19 protein-coding genes and 1 pseudogene are annotated in these 17397 nt (G+C 67.7%); 12 read left to right on the plus strand and 8 right to left on the minus strand.

Annotated features, from left to right (window positions below; genetic code table 11):
* Positions 1 to 334 (minus strand): hypothetical protein (locus tag QOC69_RS19960; protein ID WP_526442751.1); only part of this gene is annotated, 334 nt, incomplete at its 3' end.
* A 146-nt stretch (positions 335 to 480) separates the two neighbouring features.
* Positions 481 to 945, minus strand: a complete 465-nt coding sequence (locus QOC69_RS19965) for a GatB/YqeY domain-containing protein (RefSeq protein WP_526442753.1) — start codon at positions 943 to 945, stop codon at positions 481 to 483.
* An 84-nt stretch (positions 946 to 1029) separates the two neighbouring features.
* Here QOC69_RS19965 and QOC69_RS19970 point away from each other — a divergent pair, with 84 nt between their 5' ends.
* Genes QOC69_RS19970 through QOC69_RS19990 form a run of 5 tightly spaced genes read left to right on the plus strand, consistent with a single transcriptional unit; the run spans position 1030 to position 6340 of the window.
* Positions 1030 to 2250 (plus strand): DUF7847 domain-containing protein, encoded by a 1221-nt coding sequence (locus QOC69_RS19970; RefSeq protein ID WP_526442755.1) that lies wholly within the window; start codon positions 1030 to 1032, stop codon positions 2248 to 2250.
* Position 2251: 1 nt separating this feature from the next.
* Positions 2252 to 2902 carry a DUF4129 domain-containing protein gene (locus tag QOC69_RS19975; protein ID WP_526442757.1) on the plus strand — a complete coding sequence of 217 codons (651 nt, stop codon included), beginning with the start codon at positions 2252 to 2254 and terminating at the stop codon, positions 2900 to 2902.
* Positions 2899 to 4041: a DUF4350 domain-containing protein gene (locus QOC69_RS19980; RefSeq protein ID WP_526442759.1), complete on the plus strand. Its 1143-nt coding sequence runs from the start codon at positions 2899 to 2901 to the stop codon at positions 4039 to 4041. The genes QOC69_RS19975 and QOC69_RS19980 overlap by 4 nt, the downstream gene beginning before the upstream one ends.
* Positions 4038 to 5018 carry an AAA family ATPase gene (locus tag QOC69_RS19985; protein ID WP_526442761.1) on the plus strand — a complete coding sequence of 327 codons (981 nt, stop codon included), beginning with the start codon at positions 4038 to 4040 and terminating at the stop codon, positions 5016 to 5018. The genes QOC69_RS19980 and QOC69_RS19985 overlap by 4 nt, the downstream gene beginning before the upstream one ends.
* Positions 5018 to 6340, plus strand: coding sequence for a DUF58 domain-containing protein (locus tag QOC69_RS19990; protein WP_526442763.1), 1323 nt, complete (start codon positions 5018 to 5020; stop codon positions 6338 to 6340). The genes QOC69_RS19985 and QOC69_RS19990 overlap by 1 nt, the downstream gene beginning before the upstream one ends.
* A gap of 7 nt (positions 6341 to 6347) precedes the next feature.
* Here QOC69_RS19990 and QOC69_RS19995 read toward each other — a convergent pair whose 3' ends face one another.
* The gene (locus tag QOC69_RS19995) at positions 6348 to 7340 is read right to left on the minus strand and encodes a stage II sporulation protein M (protein WP_526442765.1); all 993 of its coding nucleotides are present in this window, start codon (positions 7338 to 7340) and stop codon (positions 6348 to 6350) included.
* A 28-nt stretch (positions 7341 to 7368) separates the two neighbouring features.
* Here QOC69_RS19995 and QOC69_RS20000 point away from each other — a divergent pair, with 28 nt between their 5' ends.
* The 3 genes from QOC69_RS20000 (at position 7369) to lfrA (ending at position 10649) form a co-directional block, all read left to right on the plus strand.
* Positions 7369 to 8235, plus strand: coding sequence for an RDD family protein (locus tag QOC69_RS20000; protein ID WP_526442767.1), 867 nt, complete (start codon positions 7369 to 7371; stop codon positions 8233 to 8235).
* Between the two features lie 96 nt (positions 8236 to 8331).
* A complete protein-coding gene (locus QOC69_RS20005; protein WP_526442769.1) occupies positions 8332 to 8907 on the plus strand; it encodes a TetR/AcrR family transcriptional regulator in 576 nt (191 codons plus the stop codon).
* Between the two features lie 53 nt (positions 8908 to 8960).
* Positions 8961 to 10649 (plus strand): efflux MFS transporter LfrA, encoded by a 1689-nt coding sequence (gene lfrA / locus QOC69_RS20010; RefSeq protein ID WP_526442771.1) that lies wholly within the window; start codon positions 8961 to 8963, stop codon positions 10647 to 10649.
* Here lfrA and QOC69_RS20015 read toward each other — a convergent pair.
* Positions 10561 to 11169, minus strand: a pseudogene (locus QOC69_RS20015) (anthrone oxygenase family protein); the annotation flags it as partial. The gene lfrA and the pseudogene QOC69_RS20015 sit on opposite strands and share 89 nt — an antisense overlap.
* On the opposite strand from QOC69_RS20015, the gene QOC69_RS20020 reads away from it, so the two are divergent.
* Both QOC69_RS20020 and QOC69_RS20025 read left to right on the plus strand, forming a co-directional pair.
* Positions 11051 to 11992: a helix-turn-helix transcriptional regulator gene (locus QOC69_RS20020; RefSeq protein ID WP_526442773.1), complete on the plus strand. Its 942-nt coding sequence runs from the start codon at positions 11051 to 11053 to the stop codon at positions 11990 to 11992. The pseudogene QOC69_RS20015 and the gene QOC69_RS20020 sit on opposite strands and share 119 nt — an antisense overlap.
* 58 nt (positions 11993 to 12050) lie before the next feature.
* Positions 12051 to 12869, plus strand: a complete 819-nt coding sequence (locus QOC69_RS20025; RefSeq protein ID WP_526442775.1) for a mycofactocin-coupled SDR family oxidoreductase — start codon at positions 12051 to 12053, stop codon at positions 12867 to 12869.
* A gap of 18 nt (positions 12870 to 12887) precedes the next feature.
* Here the strand turns inward: QOC69_RS20025 and QOC69_RS20030 are convergent, their stop codons facing one another.
* The gene (locus QOC69_RS20030) at positions 12888 to 14384 is read right to left on the minus strand and encodes a potassium/proton antiporter (protein WP_526442777.1); all 1497 of its coding nucleotides are present in this window, start codon (positions 14382 to 14384) and stop codon (positions 12888 to 12890) included.
* Between the two features lie 121 nt (positions 14385 to 14505).
* Between QOC69_RS20030 and QOC69_RS20035 the strand changes: the two genes are divergently transcribed.
* Positions 14506 to 15186 carry a potassium channel family protein gene (locus QOC69_RS20035; RefSeq protein WP_526442785.1) on the plus strand — a complete coding sequence of 227 codons (681 nt, stop codon included), beginning with the start codon at positions 14506 to 14508 and terminating at the stop codon, positions 15184 to 15186.
* Position 15187: 1 nt separating this feature from the next.
* Here the strand turns inward: QOC69_RS20035 and QOC69_RS20040 are convergent, their stop codons facing one another.
* Positions 15188 to 16351, minus strand: coding sequence for a cation:proton antiporter (locus tag QOC69_RS20040; protein WP_526442779.1), 1164 nt, complete (start codon positions 16349 to 16351; stop codon positions 15188 to 15190).
* A gap of 9 nt (positions 16352 to 16360) precedes the next feature.
* Positions 16361 to 16741, minus strand: coding sequence for a hypothetical protein (locus QOC69_RS20045; protein WP_526442781.1), 381 nt, complete (start codon positions 16739 to 16741; stop codon positions 16361 to 16363).
* Between the two features lie 88 nt (positions 16742 to 16829).
* On the opposite strand from QOC69_RS20045, the gene QOC69_RS20050 reads away from it, so the two are divergent.
* Positions 16830 to 17219, plus strand: a complete 390-nt coding sequence (locus QOC69_RS20050; RefSeq protein ID WP_526442783.1) for a hypothetical protein — start codon at positions 16830 to 16832, stop codon at positions 17217 to 17219.
* Positions 17220 to 17289: 70 nt separating this feature from the next.
* Here QOC69_RS20050 and QOC69_RS20055 read toward each other — a convergent pair.
* Positions 17290 to 17397, minus strand: a 108-nt coding sequence (locus QOC69_RS20055) for a carotenoid oxygenase family protein (RefSeq protein ID WP_526442787.1), incomplete at its 5' end; no start/stop codon positions are given.

The following is a 17397-nucleotide window of genomic DNA, read 5'->3' on the forward strand; positions in this document are numbered from 1 at the left end:
ACGGCGTAACTGCCTGACGGCCTCGGTACCGTTCCTGGTGAGTGAGCAGGAGTGAGTTCTGCTCGGTTGCGGCCCGAACGGTCTTGGCCGCGGCGGACGGGTGTTCTCCGGTGAACCGGTGCGCATCGCGTGCGGCCGGTGGGCCGGAACTGCCGTGCCCGCCATCGTGGCGACGGTGGCGGTCAGGCCTGGTCGGTGGAGTGCCCGCCACGGTCCACTGTCCGCGGCGGGGTCCTGCCGGCCGTTGCCTGATCGTCAGTCCGAGACCACGCCTACCGATCGCGGCCACCGTGATGGACTCACGGTGGCCGGGTCGAAAGTCTGCTACCAACATCTTGGCACCCGCCACCGACAACCACGCACCCCAACACCGCTCACTTCTGCGCGGTATCACTCACTTCCGCTCACAATCACACCAGCAGCTGCCAACCCCTCGGCGCGACGGATTTTCGTCAGCCGGACTGCCGGTCCCCCTTGGAATTACAGCCGATCCTTCACCGCGGCCGAGAGCCGCGACCCGTCGGCTTTGCCTTCGGCGATGGCCGTGGCCGCCTTCATCACCTGACCCATCTGCTTGACGCTGGGGCGCTGGCCGATCTCCTCGGCGACCTGGGCGATGGCGGTGTTGACGACGTTGGCCACTTCGTCGTCGTTGAGCTGGCTGGGCAGGTAGTCGTCGATCACGCTGGCCTCGGCGCGCTCGTTGGCGGCGAGCTCGCCGCGGCCGTTGGTGATGAAGATCTGGGCGGCCTCGCCGCGCTTCTTCGACTCCCTGGCGAGCACCTTGAGGACGTCGGCGTCGGTCAGCTCACGCGGTTCCTTGCCGGACACTTCCTCGGTCTGAATCGCCGCGATCAGCATGCGCAGCGTCGCGGTGCGCAGCTTGTCCTGGGACTTCATCGCCGTGGTGAGGTCGGCGCGCAGCCTGTCCTTGAGTTCCGCCATGAGCGAGACGCTACGCCGAGGACTGCACGCGGTGGTGGTGCGTGCACGTTGTCAATCTTCCCAGCTGTCGACAGGATGGTGGACATGAGCAACGACGCCGGTGGGTTCGTTCCGGTCGGCCCACCGCCGCCCGGTTATCCACCACCGGGTTACGCGGGCTATCCGCCCGCGGGCAACTATCCGCCACCCACCTACCAGGGTTACGCACCGCCCGGCTACGCACCGCCTGGCTATCCCCCGCCCGGTTATCCGCCTCCCGGCTATGCACCGCCCGGCTACCCGCCACCGGGTTACCCGCCACCCTGGTACCCGCAGGGCGCACCGCCCCCACTCAAGCCGGGCGTCATCCCGTTGCGCCCCCTCAGCCTGTCCGACATCTTCAACGGCGCCGTCGCGTACGTGCGGATGAACCCGAAGGCCACGCTCGGCCTGACCACGGTCGTCGTCGTGGTGACCCAACTCGTCGCGCTGGTGCTGCAGATCGGGCCGCTCGCCGCCACCGGGAGCCTGAGCGCACTCGGCGAGGGAGGCGAGCAACTCTCGACCACCGCCCTGGTCGGATCGTCGCTGTCCAGCCTCACCGGCGCCGCGGCGACGGGCTTGTCTGCGATCGTGCTGAGCGGGCTGCTCACCGTCGTCATCGGCCGGGCGGTGTTCGGGGCGAGCATCACCATCGGCGAAGCGTGGCAGCGGGTCCGCGGACGCCTGCTGGCGCTGATCGGGTTCACTACCATCGAGGTTCTCGGCGCGGCGATTCTCATCGCGATCGTGGTTGGCGTGATCTTCGCGGTCGTGTCCGTCGCCAAGGGCGCGGTGGCGTTCCTCATCGGCGCCCCGTTGGTCGTGGCGCTGATCCTGGCCCTGATCTACCTCGGCATCATGCTCAGCTTCGCGCCGGCCCTGATCGTGCTCGAACGTCTTGACGTCATATCCGCGATGAAGCGGTCCTTCGCATTGATCAAGAACGACTTCTGGCGCGTGTTCGGCATCCTGGCGCTCGGTCAGCTGGTGGCGGCCCTGATCGCAGGCGCGGTCTCGGTGCCGTTCAGCATCGGTGGTCAGTTGTTGCTGATGGCAGCGGGTTCGGCCACGGGTGCGGTCGTCGGACTGATCCTGATCTCCATCGGCGGAGCGATCGGACAGATCATCACCGCGCCCTTCAACGCGGGCATCATCGTGCTTCTCTACACCGATCGGCGCATCCGCGCCGAAGCCTTCGACCTCGTCCTGCAGTCTGGCGCCGCGACCCCGCCGGGCACACCGGCCGACTCCACCGACCACCTGTGGCTGACGCCGCATCCCTGACGTGTCAGTCGAAATCGATCGGGACGCCGCGCACGATGCCGCCCAACGCGAGCTGTCGAAGCCGATCTACCCGAGGGCATCGCTGACCGAACGCCTCATCGGTTGGCTCGATGACCTGCTGTTCAAGCTGGCGATGGAGGGGTCGTCGATACCCGGCGGCTGGTTCACGCTGACGGTGCTGCTGCTGTTGGTGGCCGTCGCGGCAGTGGTCGCGGTCCGGGTCGCCATGCGGACCATGCGCACCAACCGTGGTCGCGACTCCGCTCTGTTCGGCACGCACGAACTCACCTCGGCCGAACATAGGGCCACCGCCGAACAGCTGGCAGCGCAAGGCAACTGGTCCGCGGCCATTCGTCACCGCCTGCGTGCCGTCGCCCGTCATCTGGAGGAGACGGGCGTGCTGAATCCGGTACCCGGCCGCACGGCCACCGAACTCACGCGTGACGCGGGGGCGGTGATCCCCGGTTTGACCGGCGAATTGCGGCGCGCCGCCGAGGCTTTCAACGACGTCACCTACGGCGAGCGACCCGGCACCGAGTCGGGCTACCGCTTGATCGCGGACCTCGACGACCACCTCCGCTTCCGCACCACGGCCGGGGCCGGCGTCGCCGCGGCACCCGGGTCCTCCGACGACTGGGCCGACGTCCGATGACCGACGTCTCCTCGGCCGTCGGCCCGACGGTGGTGCAACGCTGGCGCGTCGTCAAGTGGGTCGTGCTGGGACTGGTTCTCATTGCGGGTGTTTCGGCGTTGACCACCTACCTCACCGCGCCTCGGCCCGGCGGCAGGATGGAGCCAGGGTCCACCTCCGCCGATGGCGCCCGCGCACTGGTCTCCCTGCTGCGCGACCAGGGTGTCGACGTCATCGAGGCCGCGTCGATCGCCGACGTCGAGCGCGCCGCGCGCCCCGATGCACTGCTGGTCCTGGCCGAAACCCAATACCTGGGCGACGACGAGGGACTGCGGCGGCTGGCCGCGGTGCCCGGTGACCGACTGCTGGCCGAACCCGTGTCGCGCACGCGGGAGGCACTGGCACCAGGGATTCACGTCGCCGCCACGTCCAGCCTCGGCGGCGACCCGGATTGCGCCATGCCGGAGGCGAACCGCGCCGGCGAAGTTCAGCTCGGCACCAGCAACACCTACGAGGCGGCAGGCGACACCGCGCTCACCCGGTGCTACGACGGCGCGGTGGTCCGTTACTCCGACGGCGGGCACACCGTGACCGTCGTCGGAAGCGCTGACTTCATGACGAACTCGGGCCTGCTCAAGGAGGGCAACGCCGCACTCGCCATGAACCTGGCGGGCACCCGGCCTCGGCTCATCTGGTACGCGCCTCAACAGTTCGAGGGCGAATCCGACGGCGGCGCAACGTTCACCGATCTGATCCCCGATCGGGTGGGTTGGATGGTGGGCCAGCTGTGCCTCTCGGTATTCCTGTTCGCCCTGTGGCGCAGCCGTCGGATCGGCCCACTGGTCGCCGAAGACCTGCCCGTGGTGATCCGCGCGTCCGAAACCGTGGAGGGCCGCGGTCGCTTGTACCGATCGCGGCGCGCACGCGACCGCGCCGCCGAGGCGCTGCGCGCCGCCGCCCTAAACCGCATGCTGCCACGCCTTGGCCTCGGCCCCAACGCGGAGCCGACCGAAGTGGCCCAGGCCGTCGCCCAGCGGATCGGCACCGACCCGAACGCGCTGGGGCACTTACTGTTCGGTCCTCCCCCAGACACCGATGCGGATCTGGTCAACCTTGCCCACCAACTGGACGACACCGAAAGGCAGGTCGCACTGTCGTGAATCCGAATCCCCCCGCCGACACCACCGCCGACGAGGATGCTGCGCGGAACGCGTTGCGCACCTTGCGGACCGAGATCGCCAAGGCCGTCGTCGGCCAGGACGCCGTGGTCAGCGGCCTGGTGATCGCACTGTTGTGCCGGGGCCACGTCCTGCTCGAAGGTGTGCCCGGCGTCGCGAAGACGCTACTGGTCCGCACCCTCGCGGCAGCGCTGCAACTGGAGTTCAAGCGCGTGCAGTTCACCCCGGACCTGATGCCGGGCGACATCACGGGCTCGCTGGTCTACGACGCCCGCACCGCCGAGTTCGAGTTCCGTTCCGGTCCGGTGTTCACCAATCTGCTTCTCGCCGACGAGATCAACCGGACACCCCCCAAGACCCAAGCCGCGCTGCTGGAGGCGATGGAGGAACGACAGGTCAGCGTCGACGGTGAGCCAAGGCCGCTGCCCGACCCGTTCATCGTTGCCGCCACCCAGAACCCAATCGAGTACGAGGGCACGTACCAACTGCCGGAGGCTCAGCTGGATCGATTCCTGTTGAAGCTCAACGTGCCACTGCCGCCGCGGGACCAGGAGATGGCGATCCTGTCGAGGCACGCACACGGTTTCGATCCGCGTGACCTGTCGGCCGTGCAACCGGTGGCCGGCCCCGCTGAACTCGCCGCGGGCCGCGCGGGGGTGCGTCGCGTTCTGGTCGCCGACGAGGTGCTCGGCTACATCGTCGACGTGGTCGGCGCCACCCGGCACTCGCCGTCGCTGCAATTGGGGGTGTCACCGCGCGGTTCGACGGCGCTGCTCGCCACCGCCAGATCCTGGGCCTGGCTGTCGGGACGCAATTACGTGACCCCGGACGACGTCAAGGCCATGGCCCGACCCACCTTGCGGCATCGGATCGCCCTGCGACCAGAGGCCGAGCTCGAGGGGGCCACGCCCGACGGTGTGCTGGACGGCATCCTGGCCTCCGTTCCGGTACCGCGCTAGTGACGCTGACCGGCCGCACCGGCCTGATCGCCCTGATCTGCGTGCTGCCGATCGGCCTATCACCCTGGCCCGCAACGGCCTTCATCGTCCTGCTGGTCGTGTTGATCGCGGCGGTCGCGGTCGACGTCGCGCTGGCCGCCAGCACGCGCAAGCTGACCTTCAGCCGCGCGGGTGACACCGCAGCGCGGTTGGGCGAGACCGTTTCCACCGCGCTGATCGTGGAGAATCCCGGATCCCGTCGGTTCCGCGGCCGGATTCGCGACGCCTGGCCGCCGTCGGCCCGTGCGGAACCGCGCATCCACCCGGTGGAAATCGCTGCGGGACAACGCTTCCAGGTCGAAACCCTACTGCGGCCGATGCGCCGCGGCGACCAACAGTCGGCACTGGTCACCGCGCGCTCGGTGGGTCCACTAGGCCTGGCGGGAAGGCAGAGCTCGCACCGAGTGCCCTGGCAGGTCCGGATCCTGCCACCGTTCCTTTCCCGCAAGCACCTTCCGTCGCGGTTGGCCAAGCTGCGGGAACTCGACGGCATGATCCCGGTGCTGATCCGCGGCCAGGGCACCGAGTTCGACTCGCTGCGCGAGTACGTGATCGGCGACGACGTACGGTCGATCGACTGGCGCGCCACCGCGCGCCGCTCGGACGTCGTAGTGCGGACGTGGCGCCCGGAACGCGACCGCCGCGTCGTCATCGTCCTCGACACCGGGCGGACGTCGGCCGGGCGGGTCGGCGTCGACCCCACTGCCGGCGACCCGAGCGGCTGGCCCCGGCTGGACTGGTCCATGGATGCCGCACTTCTGTTGGCGGCGTTGGCTTCCCGTGCGGGCGATCACGTCGACTTCGTGGCCCATGACCGAGTGCCGCGGGCGGCTGTGTACAACGCGTCGCGCACCGAGCTGCTGGCTCAACTCGTCACCGCGATGGCACCGCTTCAGCCCGCCCTGATCGAGTCCGACGCGGCCGCCATGGTCGCCACGGTCCGACGGCGCATCCGGCGGCGCGCGCTGGTGGTGCTGCTGACCGATTTGAACGCATCCGCGCTCGACGAAGGATTGATGGCGGTCCTGCCACAACTGTCGACCAGGCACCACGTGCTGATCGCGGCGGTCGCCGACCCGCGGGTGGACCGGTTGGCGGCCGGGCGGTCGGACGCGGCGCAGGTGTACGACGCCGCGGCGGCCGAACGGGCCCGCAACGACCGGGTGTCGATCGCGACGCGGCTGCGGCGGCACGGCGTCGACGTCGTCGACGCCGAACCCGAGGAACTGGCGCCCGCGCTGGCCGACCGCTACCTGGCGATGAAGGCCAGCGGCAAGTTGTAGGCCGGGGTCACCGCGTCGGTACCACGTCGGGCGCGTCGTCGATGTCGCCCGTCTCACCCGCCAGGACGCCCTTGCGCCCGAAGTGCACGACGTAGCCGAGGAACGCGACTTCGGCCGCCACGCCGATCGCGATGCGCGCGAACGTCGGCAACGAGGACGGCGTGACGAACGCCTCGATCAGCCCCGACACGAATAGAACACCGACGAGTCCGACCGCGACGGCAACGAAGGCACGGCCCCGCTCGGCGAGCACCTGGCCCCGCGGCCGGTCCCCCGGAGATATCACCGACCAGCCAAGCCGCATCCCTGCGGCCCCGGCCAGGAGCACCGCGGTCAGCTCTAGCAGACCATGGGGGGTGAGCAGCCCAAGGAAGATGTCGCCCTTCCCTGCGTCGAACATGAACGCCGCAGTCAGACCGAGGTTCTCGGCATTCAGGTACAGCAGGTACGGGATCGGTATGCCGAGCAGGATCGCGAACCCGATCCACTGGGCGGCAACCCACGCATTGTTCAACCACACCTGCAGCAGGAACGACACCTGCGGATTTTCGCTGTAGTAGGAGGCGAAGTCGTGGTTGACCAATACGTCGATCTCGCTCGGCGTCTTGAGCGATGCCTGCACTTCGGGATTGCCGGCCACCCATACGGCGATCACGGCGGCGACGACGAAGAACGCGACCGCGGTCCCAAGCCACCACCGCCACGACCGGTAGGCCACCACGGGGAAGGACACCGTCCAGAACCGGACGAACTCACTCCACAGCGGCGCGTGTGCGCCGGTGACCGCGGCGCGCGCCCTGGCCACCAGCCCCGACAATCGGCCGACCAGCACCGAATCCGTCGAGGCGGTGCGCACCATCGACAGGTGCGTCGAGACCCGCTGGTACAGGTCGACCATTTCGTCGACCTCTGCCCCGGTCAGTTTGCGACGCCGCTTGACCAGATGCTCGAGCCGGTCCCAGGTCGGGCGGTGTGCCAGCACGAACGCGTCGACATCCACTCCTGCAATGCTAGTAGCGTTGGTTTCCATGGTGGCCCAGCCGGAACCGATGGTGACGGGCGACGCCGTGGTTCTCGACGTTCAGATCGCGCAGTTGCCCGTGCGCGCGCTGTCGACGTTCATCGACCTCACCGTCGTGTTCATCGCCTACATCATCGGCATCGTGTTGTGGGCCGCCACCTTGTCGGATCTCGACTCGGCGCTGTCGGCCGCCGTGCTGATCATCTTCACCGTGCTGGCGATCGTCGGGTACCCGCTCATCTTCGAGACCGCGACGCGTGGCCGTTCCCTTGGCAAGATGGCGCTGGGCCTGCGCGTGGTCTCCGACGACGGTGGGCCGGAACGCTTCCGCCAGGCGTTGTTCCGCGCGCTGGCCGGCTTCATCGAGATCTGGACGTTGGCAGGCGCCCCTGCGGTGATCTGCAGCATGGTGTCGCCCAAGGGCAAGCGCGTCGGCGACGTGTTCGCAGGCACCATGGTGATCAGCGAACGCGCCGCACGGCTCAGCCCGCCGCCGCAGATGCCTCCGACGATGGCGTGGTGGGCGTCGTCGCTGCAGCTGTCCGGGCTGGCACCCGAGACGGCCGAGCGGGCCCGCCAATTCCTGTCCAGGGCAACGCAGTTGGACCCCGGTGTCCGTGACCAGATGGCTTACCGGATCTGCTCCGAGGTGGTGGCGCAGATCTTCCCTCCCCCGCCACCGGGCGCACCCCCGCAGTTGGTGCTGGCCGCGGTGCTGGCCGAACGGCACCGCCGGGAGCTGGTTCGGCTGCAGCCCCCGATCCCGGTCGCCCCGCCGCCTCCGCAATGGAACGCGCCGTCAGGACCGGTGTATCAGCAGCCGATCTCACCTACCATCTCGAACGATTCCGGCGGGTTCACGCCGCCGAGCTAACGGCGAAAACGGCTCCCGTGTCCGACGGCCAATCGCTATTCGACAAAATGGGACGTCAATGTCCCATTTTGGTAAGGATATGCTATATTCGGGCACATGTCGGTATCGCAGACGAATGACGGTGGCCCGCGCTCGCGGACCCGCAAGGCGATCCTCGACGCCGCCACGTCGGTGCTTGCCCAAAACCCCGCCGCATCCCTTGGCGACATCGCGACGGCCGCCGAGGTCGGACGCAGCACGCTGCACCGCTACTTCGCCGAGCGCACGGACCTCCTGCACGCTCTCGCCCGTCACGTCCACCAGCTGAGCAACGCCGCGATCGAGCACGCCGAACCCGACTGCGGCCCCCCGGTAGAGGCGTTGCGCCGGGTGGTGGAGTGCCAGCTCGACCTCGGGCCGATCATCCCGTTCGTCTTCAACGAGCCCTCGATCCTCGCCGACCCCGAGCTGGCGGCCCTGCTCGACACCGGCGACGAGGTGATCGTCGACGTGCTCAACCGGGCGTCGACACGGGGATCCGCCGGACCACCCGACTGGCCGAGGTTGGTGTTCTGGGCGTTGCTCGAGGCGGGATACCAAGCCATAAGACGCAACAGCGCCCCGCGCGTCCAGATCGTCGACGCCATCATGGCCAGCCTCACCGAGGGCACCATCAACCCGAATCAACCTTGAGCCAACCGGCTTTCACCCCTTTCCAAAACGTACGCAGTACCAGGAGTCACATCATGTCCACCCGGCTCGACGTCACCCCGACGTCTGCCAACACACCCCGCCGTGCATGGTTCGCGCTCGCGGTCCTGCTGCTGCCCGTGCTGCTGATCGCCGTCGACAACACCATCCTTGCCTTCGCGTTGCCGAGCATCGCCCAGGACTTCACTCCGTCGGCGCCGATGCAGCTGTGGATCGTCGACGTGTACTCGTTGGTGCTTGCCACGCTGCTGGTGATGATGGGCAGCCTGGGCGACCGCATCGGCAGGCGCAGGATGCTGATGATCGGCGCGACCGGCTTCGCGGTGGTCTCCGCCGCGGCGGCGTTCGCCCCGAGCGCCGGTTACCTGGTGGCCGCCCGGGCCGTCTTGGGCATCTTCGGCGCCATGTTGATGCCGTCGACGATGTCGCTGATCCGCAACATCTTCCCCAACGCGTCGTCGCGCAGGCTCGCGATCGCGATCTGGGCATCGTGTTTCACCGCGGGCTCGGCCCTCGGCCCGATCGTCGGCGGCGTGCTGCTCGAGCACTTCCATTGGGGCGCAGTATTTCTTGTTGCCGTCCCCATCTTGCTGCCACTGCTGGTGCTGGCACCGCGGCTGGTGCCGGAGTCGCGCGACCCGAGCCCAGGTCCGCTCGACCCATTCAGTGTGCTGCTGTCATTGACGGCGATGCTGCCGCTCGTCTGGGCCATCAAGACGGCAGCCCACGACGGACTTTCGTGGGTCATCGCAGTTGCGCTGGTGGTCAGCGTCGGCTCTGGTGTTCTGTTCGTCCGACGCCAGAACCGCAGCGCCACACCGATGCTCGACATCAAGCTGTTCGGCTACGCCCCGTTCTGGTCGTCGATTCTGGCGAACTTCCTTTCCATCGTGGGACTCATCGGGTTCATCTTCTTCATCTCGCAACACCTGCAGCTGGTGCTCGGACTCAGCCCATTGGCCGCCGGCCTGGTGACGCTGCCAGGTGCCGTGTTGTCGATGGTCGCGGGCATCGGGGTGGTGCGTTTGATGAGGTGGTTCACGCCGCACACGCTGACAGTGGTCGGACTCGTGCTCGTATCGGCCGGCTTCGGGCTCATCCTGCTGTTCCGCCATGACCTGACGGTGGTCGCGGTGGTGGTGTCGTTCATCGTGCTCGAACTCGGCGTCGGCATCTCGCAGACCATCACGAACGACACCATCGTCGCGTCCGTGCCCGCCGCCAAGTCCGGGGCGGCGTCGGCGGTGTCGGAGACCGCCTACGAACTCGGTGCCGTGGTCGGAACCGCGACGCTCGGCACCATCTTCACGGCGTTCTACCGCTCGAACGTCGAAGTGCCGCGGGGACTTCCGCCGACGGAGGCGGCCGACGCCGCGGAGAGCATCGGCGGTGCCACGGCGGTGGCCAAGAACCTGCCTGCCGAAGTCGCCGAGCGGCTACTCGACTCGGCGCGAACCGCGTTCGACTCGGGCATCGCACCGACCGCGACCATCGCAGGGCTGCTGACCCTGATCGCCGCCGCGGTCGTCGCCATCGCGTTGCGGAACGTCAGCGGTACACAAGGCCGATCAACATCAGCGCGGCCCCGACGAACCCGGTCGCGGTCCGGACGTGGTTCCACGCCGTCCACGTCGACAGGTAGGCCTGCCACTCCCGTGCGGCGTCGCCGACCGACACAGCGGCGGGATCGACGCCGCCGAGATGATTGTTCAGCGGGACGTTGAACACCATCGTGATGACGACGGCGCCGAGGCCGAAGACCGCACCGGCCAACAGGTACCAGCTGGCCGGCTGACCGATCCGGGTCACCGCGACGGCGCCGACTGCAAGAGCGAGCAGCGCCGAGCCCATGAACATCACCAGGAACGGCGCGTTCGCCTGGGCCTCGGCGTTGATGCCGCGCATCGCGGTGATCGCCTCGACGGGTTCGGTGCGATCCAGACCCTTCATCACGAAGGTCGAGAACGTGTAGAAGAGACCACCGACGGCGGCGCTGCCGATGGCGGCGATGGTGGTCAGGATGACGACGGGGCTGATGTCCATGACTGGTAGTAAACCGCCGCAAACCGAGACGATCCATCCCTTTCCGTCTCGACAGCATGTCTGATCGTCTAGCATTCCGCGCGTGGACGCGGTGGTCGGGTTGCTCGACGGGGTTCGGGCCCGCGGCGCCTTCGTGCTCAGGATGAAGATGGATCCGCCGTGGTCGATGAGCATCCGCGACGAGGCGCCGTTGACCCTCATCTGCCAGACCGGCGGCAGCGCCGTGATCGTCGGAGAGTCCAGTGGCATCACCCGATTGAGGCCGGGTGACGTCGCACTGACCCGTGGCACCGATTGCTATCTGTTCGCCGACGATCCCGCCACGACGCCGATGGTCGTGATCCATCCTGGCCAGCGCTGCACGACGCTGACGGGTGAGGACCTCAGATTCGAGATGTCGCTGGGAGTTCGGACGTGGGGCAACAGTGCGTCCGGTACGACGACGTCGGTGATCTGCGCCTACGAGGGCCGCAGCGAGGTCAGCGAACGGCTCCTGTCCTCGCTGCCTGCGGTGGTGGTGCTGCGCGCCGACGACTGGAACAGCCCGCTGGTGGACATGCTGGCCGAAGAGGCCGGACTGGACGGGCCCGGCCAGGAGGCCTACCTGGACAGGCTGCTCGACGTCCTGCTGATCGCGGTGCTGCGCGCCTGGTTCGATCGCGGAGAGAACGCGCCGACGTGGTGGCAGGCCGAGCGAGATCCGGTGGTAGGACGTGCACTCAAGCTCATCTACAACAATCCGAGCCATCCCTGGACGGTGGCCAATCTCGCTGCCGCAGTTGGTAATTCCCGCGCCGTGTTCGCGCGCCGCTTCACCGACCAGGTGGGCGAGCCACCGATCGCGTTCCTGACCAGCTGGCGCCTGGCCGTGGCCGCCGACATGCTGCGATCGAGCCGGACCACGATTGCCGCCATCGCGCGGCAGGTGGGTTACGGCACGCCGTTCGCGCTGTCGAGTGCGTTCAAGCGGGCCTACGGCGTCAGTCCGAACACGTACCGCGCGGACGCCGCCGCGACGGCCTAGCGCGCAGTGCTCGTCGTGCCCTCCGATGAGTCTTGCCAAGTGTCGAGGTCTCAACCACATGGCTGCACTCGACGGCAAGACCGCGCTGATCACCGGAGGTGCCCGAGGACAGGGCCGGGCACACGCTACGACGCTGGCCCGTGAAGGCGCCGACATCGTGTTGTGCGACGTCGCCGCTCCGGTTGAGGAGGTGGACTACCCGCTGGCCACGCCTGCCGACGTCGAGCAGACGGTTCGGACGGTGCAGTCCCTTGGCAGGCGTTGTCTCGCGATCACGGCCGACGTGAGGGACCTGGAGGCGATGCAGGACGTGGTTGCGCAGGCGATCGACGTATTCGGCGGGATCGACGTGGCGATCGCCAACGCCGGGATCGCAAGCAGCGCACCGATCGCGACGATGTCCGAACAGCGCTGGCGCACCATGATCGACGTCAATCTCACCGGCGTGTTCAACACGTTCCGGGCCGTCCTGCCGCACATGATCGAGCGTGGAGCGGGACGACTAGTGGCGACCTCGTCGATCGTCGCAAGCACCGGGGCAACCAACTCCGGCCACTACGCGGCAGCCAAGGCCGGCGTGGTCGCGCTGGTGAAGTCGGTGGCCTACGAGGTCGCCGAACACGGGATCACGGTCAACGCCGTGCTGCCCGCCGGGGTGAACACGACGATGATCCACAACCCAGGGACATACCGAATGATCCGGCCCGATCTGGAGAATCCGGGCCGCGCGGACGTCGAAGAGATGTTCCAGCGGGGACGCCCACGGCCCGGATTACTGGAACCGGAAGACGTGGCGAACGCCGTGCTCTACTTGGTGTCCGACCAGGGCCGCTGCAGATCCGGTGACTCCATCGTCCTGGCCAACGGGTTGGACTAGCGCTGCCGTCGGCGAACGTCAGTCGGGTTCGCCGTACTCGTCGAACCAGTACGCCAGCTTGCCGCGCCGGCTGACCGCACGCAGTCGCTGTTCGGCGGCCGCCCGCGTCTTCGTCGTCGTGACGATCAGCAGTTCGTCGCCAACCTCGATCCTGGTATCGGGCAGCGGGACGAAGGTGTGGCCGTCGCGAATGACCAGCGTGATCACGCTCGGGTCGGGCAGGCGAAGCTCGAGGACCGTGACGTTGTGCAGCCGAGACGACGGCTGCACCGTCATCGTCAACAGTTCGGCTTCGAGCACGTCGAGAGGCGCGGACTCGACCTGAATCTCGCGGGGTGAGTCGCGCGGTATCAACCCCAATCCGTGCGCGATCGGGCGAAGACTCGGACCCTGCACCAGGGTGAAGACCACCACCAGGAGGAACACGATGTTGAGCAGCCGATAGCTGTCGGGCACGCCCGCGACGATGGGGAAGGTCGCCAACACGATGGGCACCGCACCACGCAGACCAGCCCACGAGAGAAAGACCTGCTCGCGCCACGGCACCCTGAACCCGGCCAGCGAGGCCACCACCGACAGCGGCCGCGCGACCAACAGCAGGACCAGCCCGATGACGATCGCCGGCATCACCTCACCGGCCAACTCGCTTGGGTCCACCAGCAGTCCGAGCAGGACGAACAGGCCGATCTGCGCCAGCCAGGCGAGCCCCTCGGCGAAGGACCGGGTGGCCGACCGGTGGGGCAGCCCGGAGTTCGCGAGCACCACTGCCGCCAGGTAGGCGGCGATGAACCCACTGGCGTGGGCGGCACCCGCCGCGGCGAACGCCACCATGCCCAACCCGAATGTCGCGATCGGGTAGAGACCGGAAGCGGGCAGGGCGATCCGGCGCAGGGCCATCGCGCCGAGAAATCCGCAGGCCATGCCGATCGCGGAGCCGGCGACCAACTCGTACACCAAATCCGCAACGGCACTCTCCGCGTCGAGCACGAACGGCAGCGCGCTGAACGTGAGCGCGAGAATGACGGCGGGAGCGTCGTTGAACCCGGACTCGGCCTCGAGCAGGCCGGCAACCCGGCGTGGCAACGGCAGCACGCGCAGGACCGAGAACACCGCGGCCGCGTCGGTGGAGGACACGATGGCTCCGAGGAGCAGCGCCAGTTGCCAGTCCATGTCGAGCAGCAGATGCGCGCCCGCGGCGGTGATCGCCGTGCTGACGAAGACGCCAAGGGTGGCAAGCACGCCTGCGGGTGCCAGCACTCTGCGAACATCGCCGAATCGGGTCGTCAAGCCGCCCTCGACGAGGATCACAGCCAGCGCGGCCGTGCCGACGTTGCGGGCCAGTTCGACGTCGTCGAACTGGAGGCCGAGCCCGTCTTCGCCGATGGCGACACCGACCAGCAGGTACAGGAGCAGGCTCGGAAACCCCACCCGGGTCGCCACCCGGGTGCCGACAATGCTGGCGAGCAACACGAAGCCGCCGACAAGCAATGCCAGGTACAGCTCCTGCAAGCTCATGTCGTTTCCGTTCCTACCCGATCACGGCGGCCGTTGGCCTCCGCTTCCTGCCAGTAAAACAGTGCGACGGCCGCGCCGAGCGGCCTCGATGGGTCAAGATGGCTCGGTGGGGGCACGGAAGGTGCGGATCGGGATCGCCGGCGCAGGGAAGGTCGGCCGCTCCGTCGCGCGCGAACTGCTCGACAACGGCCACAAGGTCTTGTTGATCGAGCGCGAACGGGATCACTACGAGCCGCACACGGTTCCCGATGCCGATTGGTTGATCGCCGACGCCTGCGAGCTGTCGTCGATGGAGGAAGCCGGAGTGCAGACCTGCGACGTCCTGATCGCGGCCACCGGGGACGACAAGGCCAACCTCGTCACGGGCCTGCTCGCCAAGTCCGAATTCGGAGTGCCCAGGGTGGTCGCGAGAATCAACGACGTCCGAAACGAGTGGCTGTTCACCCAGGCATGGGGCATCGACGTGGCCGTCTCGGCGCCGGGTGCCATCGTCGCAGGGGTCGAGGGTGCCATCGACGTCGGCCACGTCGTGCGACTGATGGGACTTCGAGAGGGACACGCCGACGTGGCGAAACTGACACTGCCCGAGGACAACCCACTCGTCGGACGTCGGGTGGATCAGTTGGGCCTACCGGCGAACACCGTGTTGGTCACGGTGGTTCGGGGCAGCACCGTCTTCGTTCCCCAGCCCGCGGACGTCCTGGAAGCCGGTGACGAGTTGTTGTTCATCGCCGATCACGCCGTGGCGAGTTCGATACGGGCTGCCGTTCACGCCGCTGCGCCCGTCCGGGATCCGCAGTAGGTCAAGCACGTTCGGCGTCGGGCGAGTCCGGCTGCCTGCCGCGCTTCGCCAGCGTGCCCGCGATCGAGGTGCCAGCGACGGTGACCAGCGCGCCGAGGATCAGCGCCGACGGCTCACCGGGCGCGAGCAGGTTCTGCTCGATGCCGAGCGTGGCCGCCGCGACGGGTACGCCGAGCTGTGCCGCCGCCAGTGCGCCAAGGGCCAGCGGTTGACCGAGCAGTCTGCCCGCGCAATGGGCCAGTATCGCACCGATACCGAGGCCGATGCCGAGGGCGACGAACTCGGGATGGTCGGCGAGCTCGCGTACCTGCAGTGAGGCGCCGAGCCACACGAAGAACAGCGGCCCGAAGAAGCCCTCGGTGATGCCGAGCAGTTGCCTGGCGAGCCGGCGGGGTTCGCCGATCGCCGAGAGCACCAGGCCGAGAGCGAATCCCGCCAGCATGATCGACACGTGGGTGGCGACGGCGAGCGCCGCGAGCCCGAACAGGATGATCAGGCTGATCCGCAGCTCCAGCGCCTCCCTGCGATCTTCGGAGTAGTGGTGCAGACGCTTGCGCTGGCCGCGCCGATCGAAGTATCGAAGCGCCACGTACAACACCGCAGCGCCGCCGACGATGGCCAATGCGCCAAGAGCTGCGCGCGGTGCCCGGCCGGGGTCGATCACCAACGGCAGCAACACGATCGACGCGGCGTCGGCGATGGCGATCTGCGCGGTGACCGACAGGACCTGCGGGCCACCGAGACCGAGCGAGTCGATCACCGGTAGTGCCAGCGCGGCCGACGACGACGCCATCAGGACGGCGTAGAGCGCCGCATGACCCGTGTCGAACACGGCGGCCAGTGCGACGCCGAGGATGGCCGCCACGGCGCCGACGAGCACGGCCCGCAGCAGCGCCTTCGGCAACGCGCCGCGCAACGTGGAGTCGCGCACCGGAACGTGCGTTCCGACGACGAACATCACCAATGCGAAGCCGACGTTGGCCAGCAGTGTGAACGTCGGATCGGACGCGTCGACGATTCCGAATCCGGTTCTGCCGACCACGATCCCGGCGACGAGTTCACCGATGACCACCGGGATGCCGATCCGGGGCACCGCAGCCAGAAGCGGCCCTGCCATGCCGATGACGGCCAACAGTGCCAGCGTGTCGAATCCGAATCCCGACATCTCAGCGCGTCATCGCGGCTGCCACGACGTCAGCCGGCACGGGATCGGCGTGTTCTCATCGGTCAGATAACTGGCGCACACCCGGTGGTAGCCGTCGGCGATCTGCAACGGCGCACCAGTCTGGAAGTCACCGCGTACCAAGAGAATCGGCGAAATCTTCTTACCGGCGGCGATCTTGGCGAGGTCGCCCTTGACGCGCAGATTGGCCTCCGTCAACAACGCCAGCTGGGCAGCGCGCAGGATGTCCTTCGCCTTGCGGAACGTCGTGCTCGCACCCTTGAGCGCATCGACCGTGCTGGCGACGGTGTCGGATTCCGCGATCATGCTGAGGTAGTCGGTCGCCGCGTCGTAGTCGTGCGCCTCGGGATCGTCGAGCCACTTGACAGTCACCCGGTCACGATAGTCGCCGATGTCGGCGGCTTCATCGAAACAGCCTCTGAACTGGGTACAATGCCAGTCATATTGCGGAGGGTTGGCAATGGATACGTATGCAGCGAAATACTATCCCGTTCACGAACACGAATTCGAAATCTCGACGCTTTTCTGGGGAGCGTTGATCTTCCTAGCGCTGTTCGTGTCCTGTTTCCTCGCGTGGAAAGCGATCGAATGGCTACGCAACCGGCGGAAGTTCGACGGTGTAGTGGCCGAGGGAGGACACACGATGGACCCTGAGGACCTCTGGGACCAGGCGATTTCAAGACCGTTGGCAGACCATTACGGGAGCGAATTGGGCGGCTTGGGGGGGATGACCCAGCGCGAGCAGGAGGAGCTCTTCTCTACTTATGCCCCACGTAACGTACGCAAAGCGATGAAGGCACGCCGGAAGGCGCGTGAGCAAGCGCAGAAGCACCAGCGACCGCACCCGTAAGGCGCCCGGCGAACTCCTAGACCGAGCAGTCGGGTCCACTGCGGACGAATGCCGCAATAACACCACTTGATTAGGCACTTATCCAGTTTCCGTGGAAGCCGTACGGCACGCGCGTCGGCAGCTTGATCCTGGCCACCGGCTTGCCCGCGAAGTCGGACGCGTCGAGGATCACCAGATC

Source organism: Mycobacterium sp., from assembly GCF_032162105.1.
Classification (GTDB): domain Bacteria; phylum Actinomycetota; class Actinomycetes; order Mycobacteriales; family Mycobacteriaceae; genus Mycobacterium.

Excerpts from the sequence above, each read along its gene's own strand:
- QOC69_RS19965 (WP_526442753.1), bottom strand. The coding sequence starts at position 945 with ATGGCGGAACTCAAGGACAGGCTGCGCGCCGACCTCACCACGGCGATG.
- QOC69_RS19970 (WP_526442755.1), top strand. The coding sequence starts at position 1,030 with ATGAGCAACGACGCCGGTGGGTTCGTTCCGGTCGGCCCACCGCCGCCC.
- QOC69_RS19980 (WP_526442759.1), top strand. The coding sequence starts at position 2,899 with ATGACCGACGTCTCCTCGGCCGTCGGCCCGACGGTGGTGCAACGCTGG.
- QOC69_RS20000 (WP_526442767.1), top strand. The coding sequence starts at position 7,369 with ATGGTGGCCCAGCCGGAACCGATGGTGACGGGCGACGCCGTGGTTCTC.
- QOC69_RS20005 (WP_526442769.1), top strand. The coding sequence starts at position 8,332 with ATGTCGGTATCGCAGACGAATGACGGTGGCCCGCGCTCGCGGACCCGC.
- lfrA (WP_526442771.1), top strand. The coding sequence starts at position 8,961 with ATGTCCACCCGGCTCGACGTCACCCCGACGTCTGCCAACACACCCCGC.
- QOC69_RS20025 (WP_526442775.1), top strand. The coding sequence starts at position 12,051 with ATGGCTGCACTCGACGGCAAGACCGCGCTGATCACCGGAGGTGCCCGA.
- QOC69_RS20030 (WP_526442777.1), bottom strand. The coding sequence starts at position 14,384 with ATGAGCTTGCAGGAGCTGTACCTGGCATTGCTTGTCGGCGGCTTCGTG.
- QOC69_RS20040 (WP_526442779.1), bottom strand. The coding sequence starts at position 16,351 with ATGTCGGGATTCGGATTCGACACGCTGGCACTGTTGGCCGTCATCGGC.
- QOC69_RS20050 (WP_526442783.1), top strand. The coding sequence starts at position 16,830 with ATGGATACGTATGCAGCGAAATACTATCCCGTTCACGAACACGAATTC.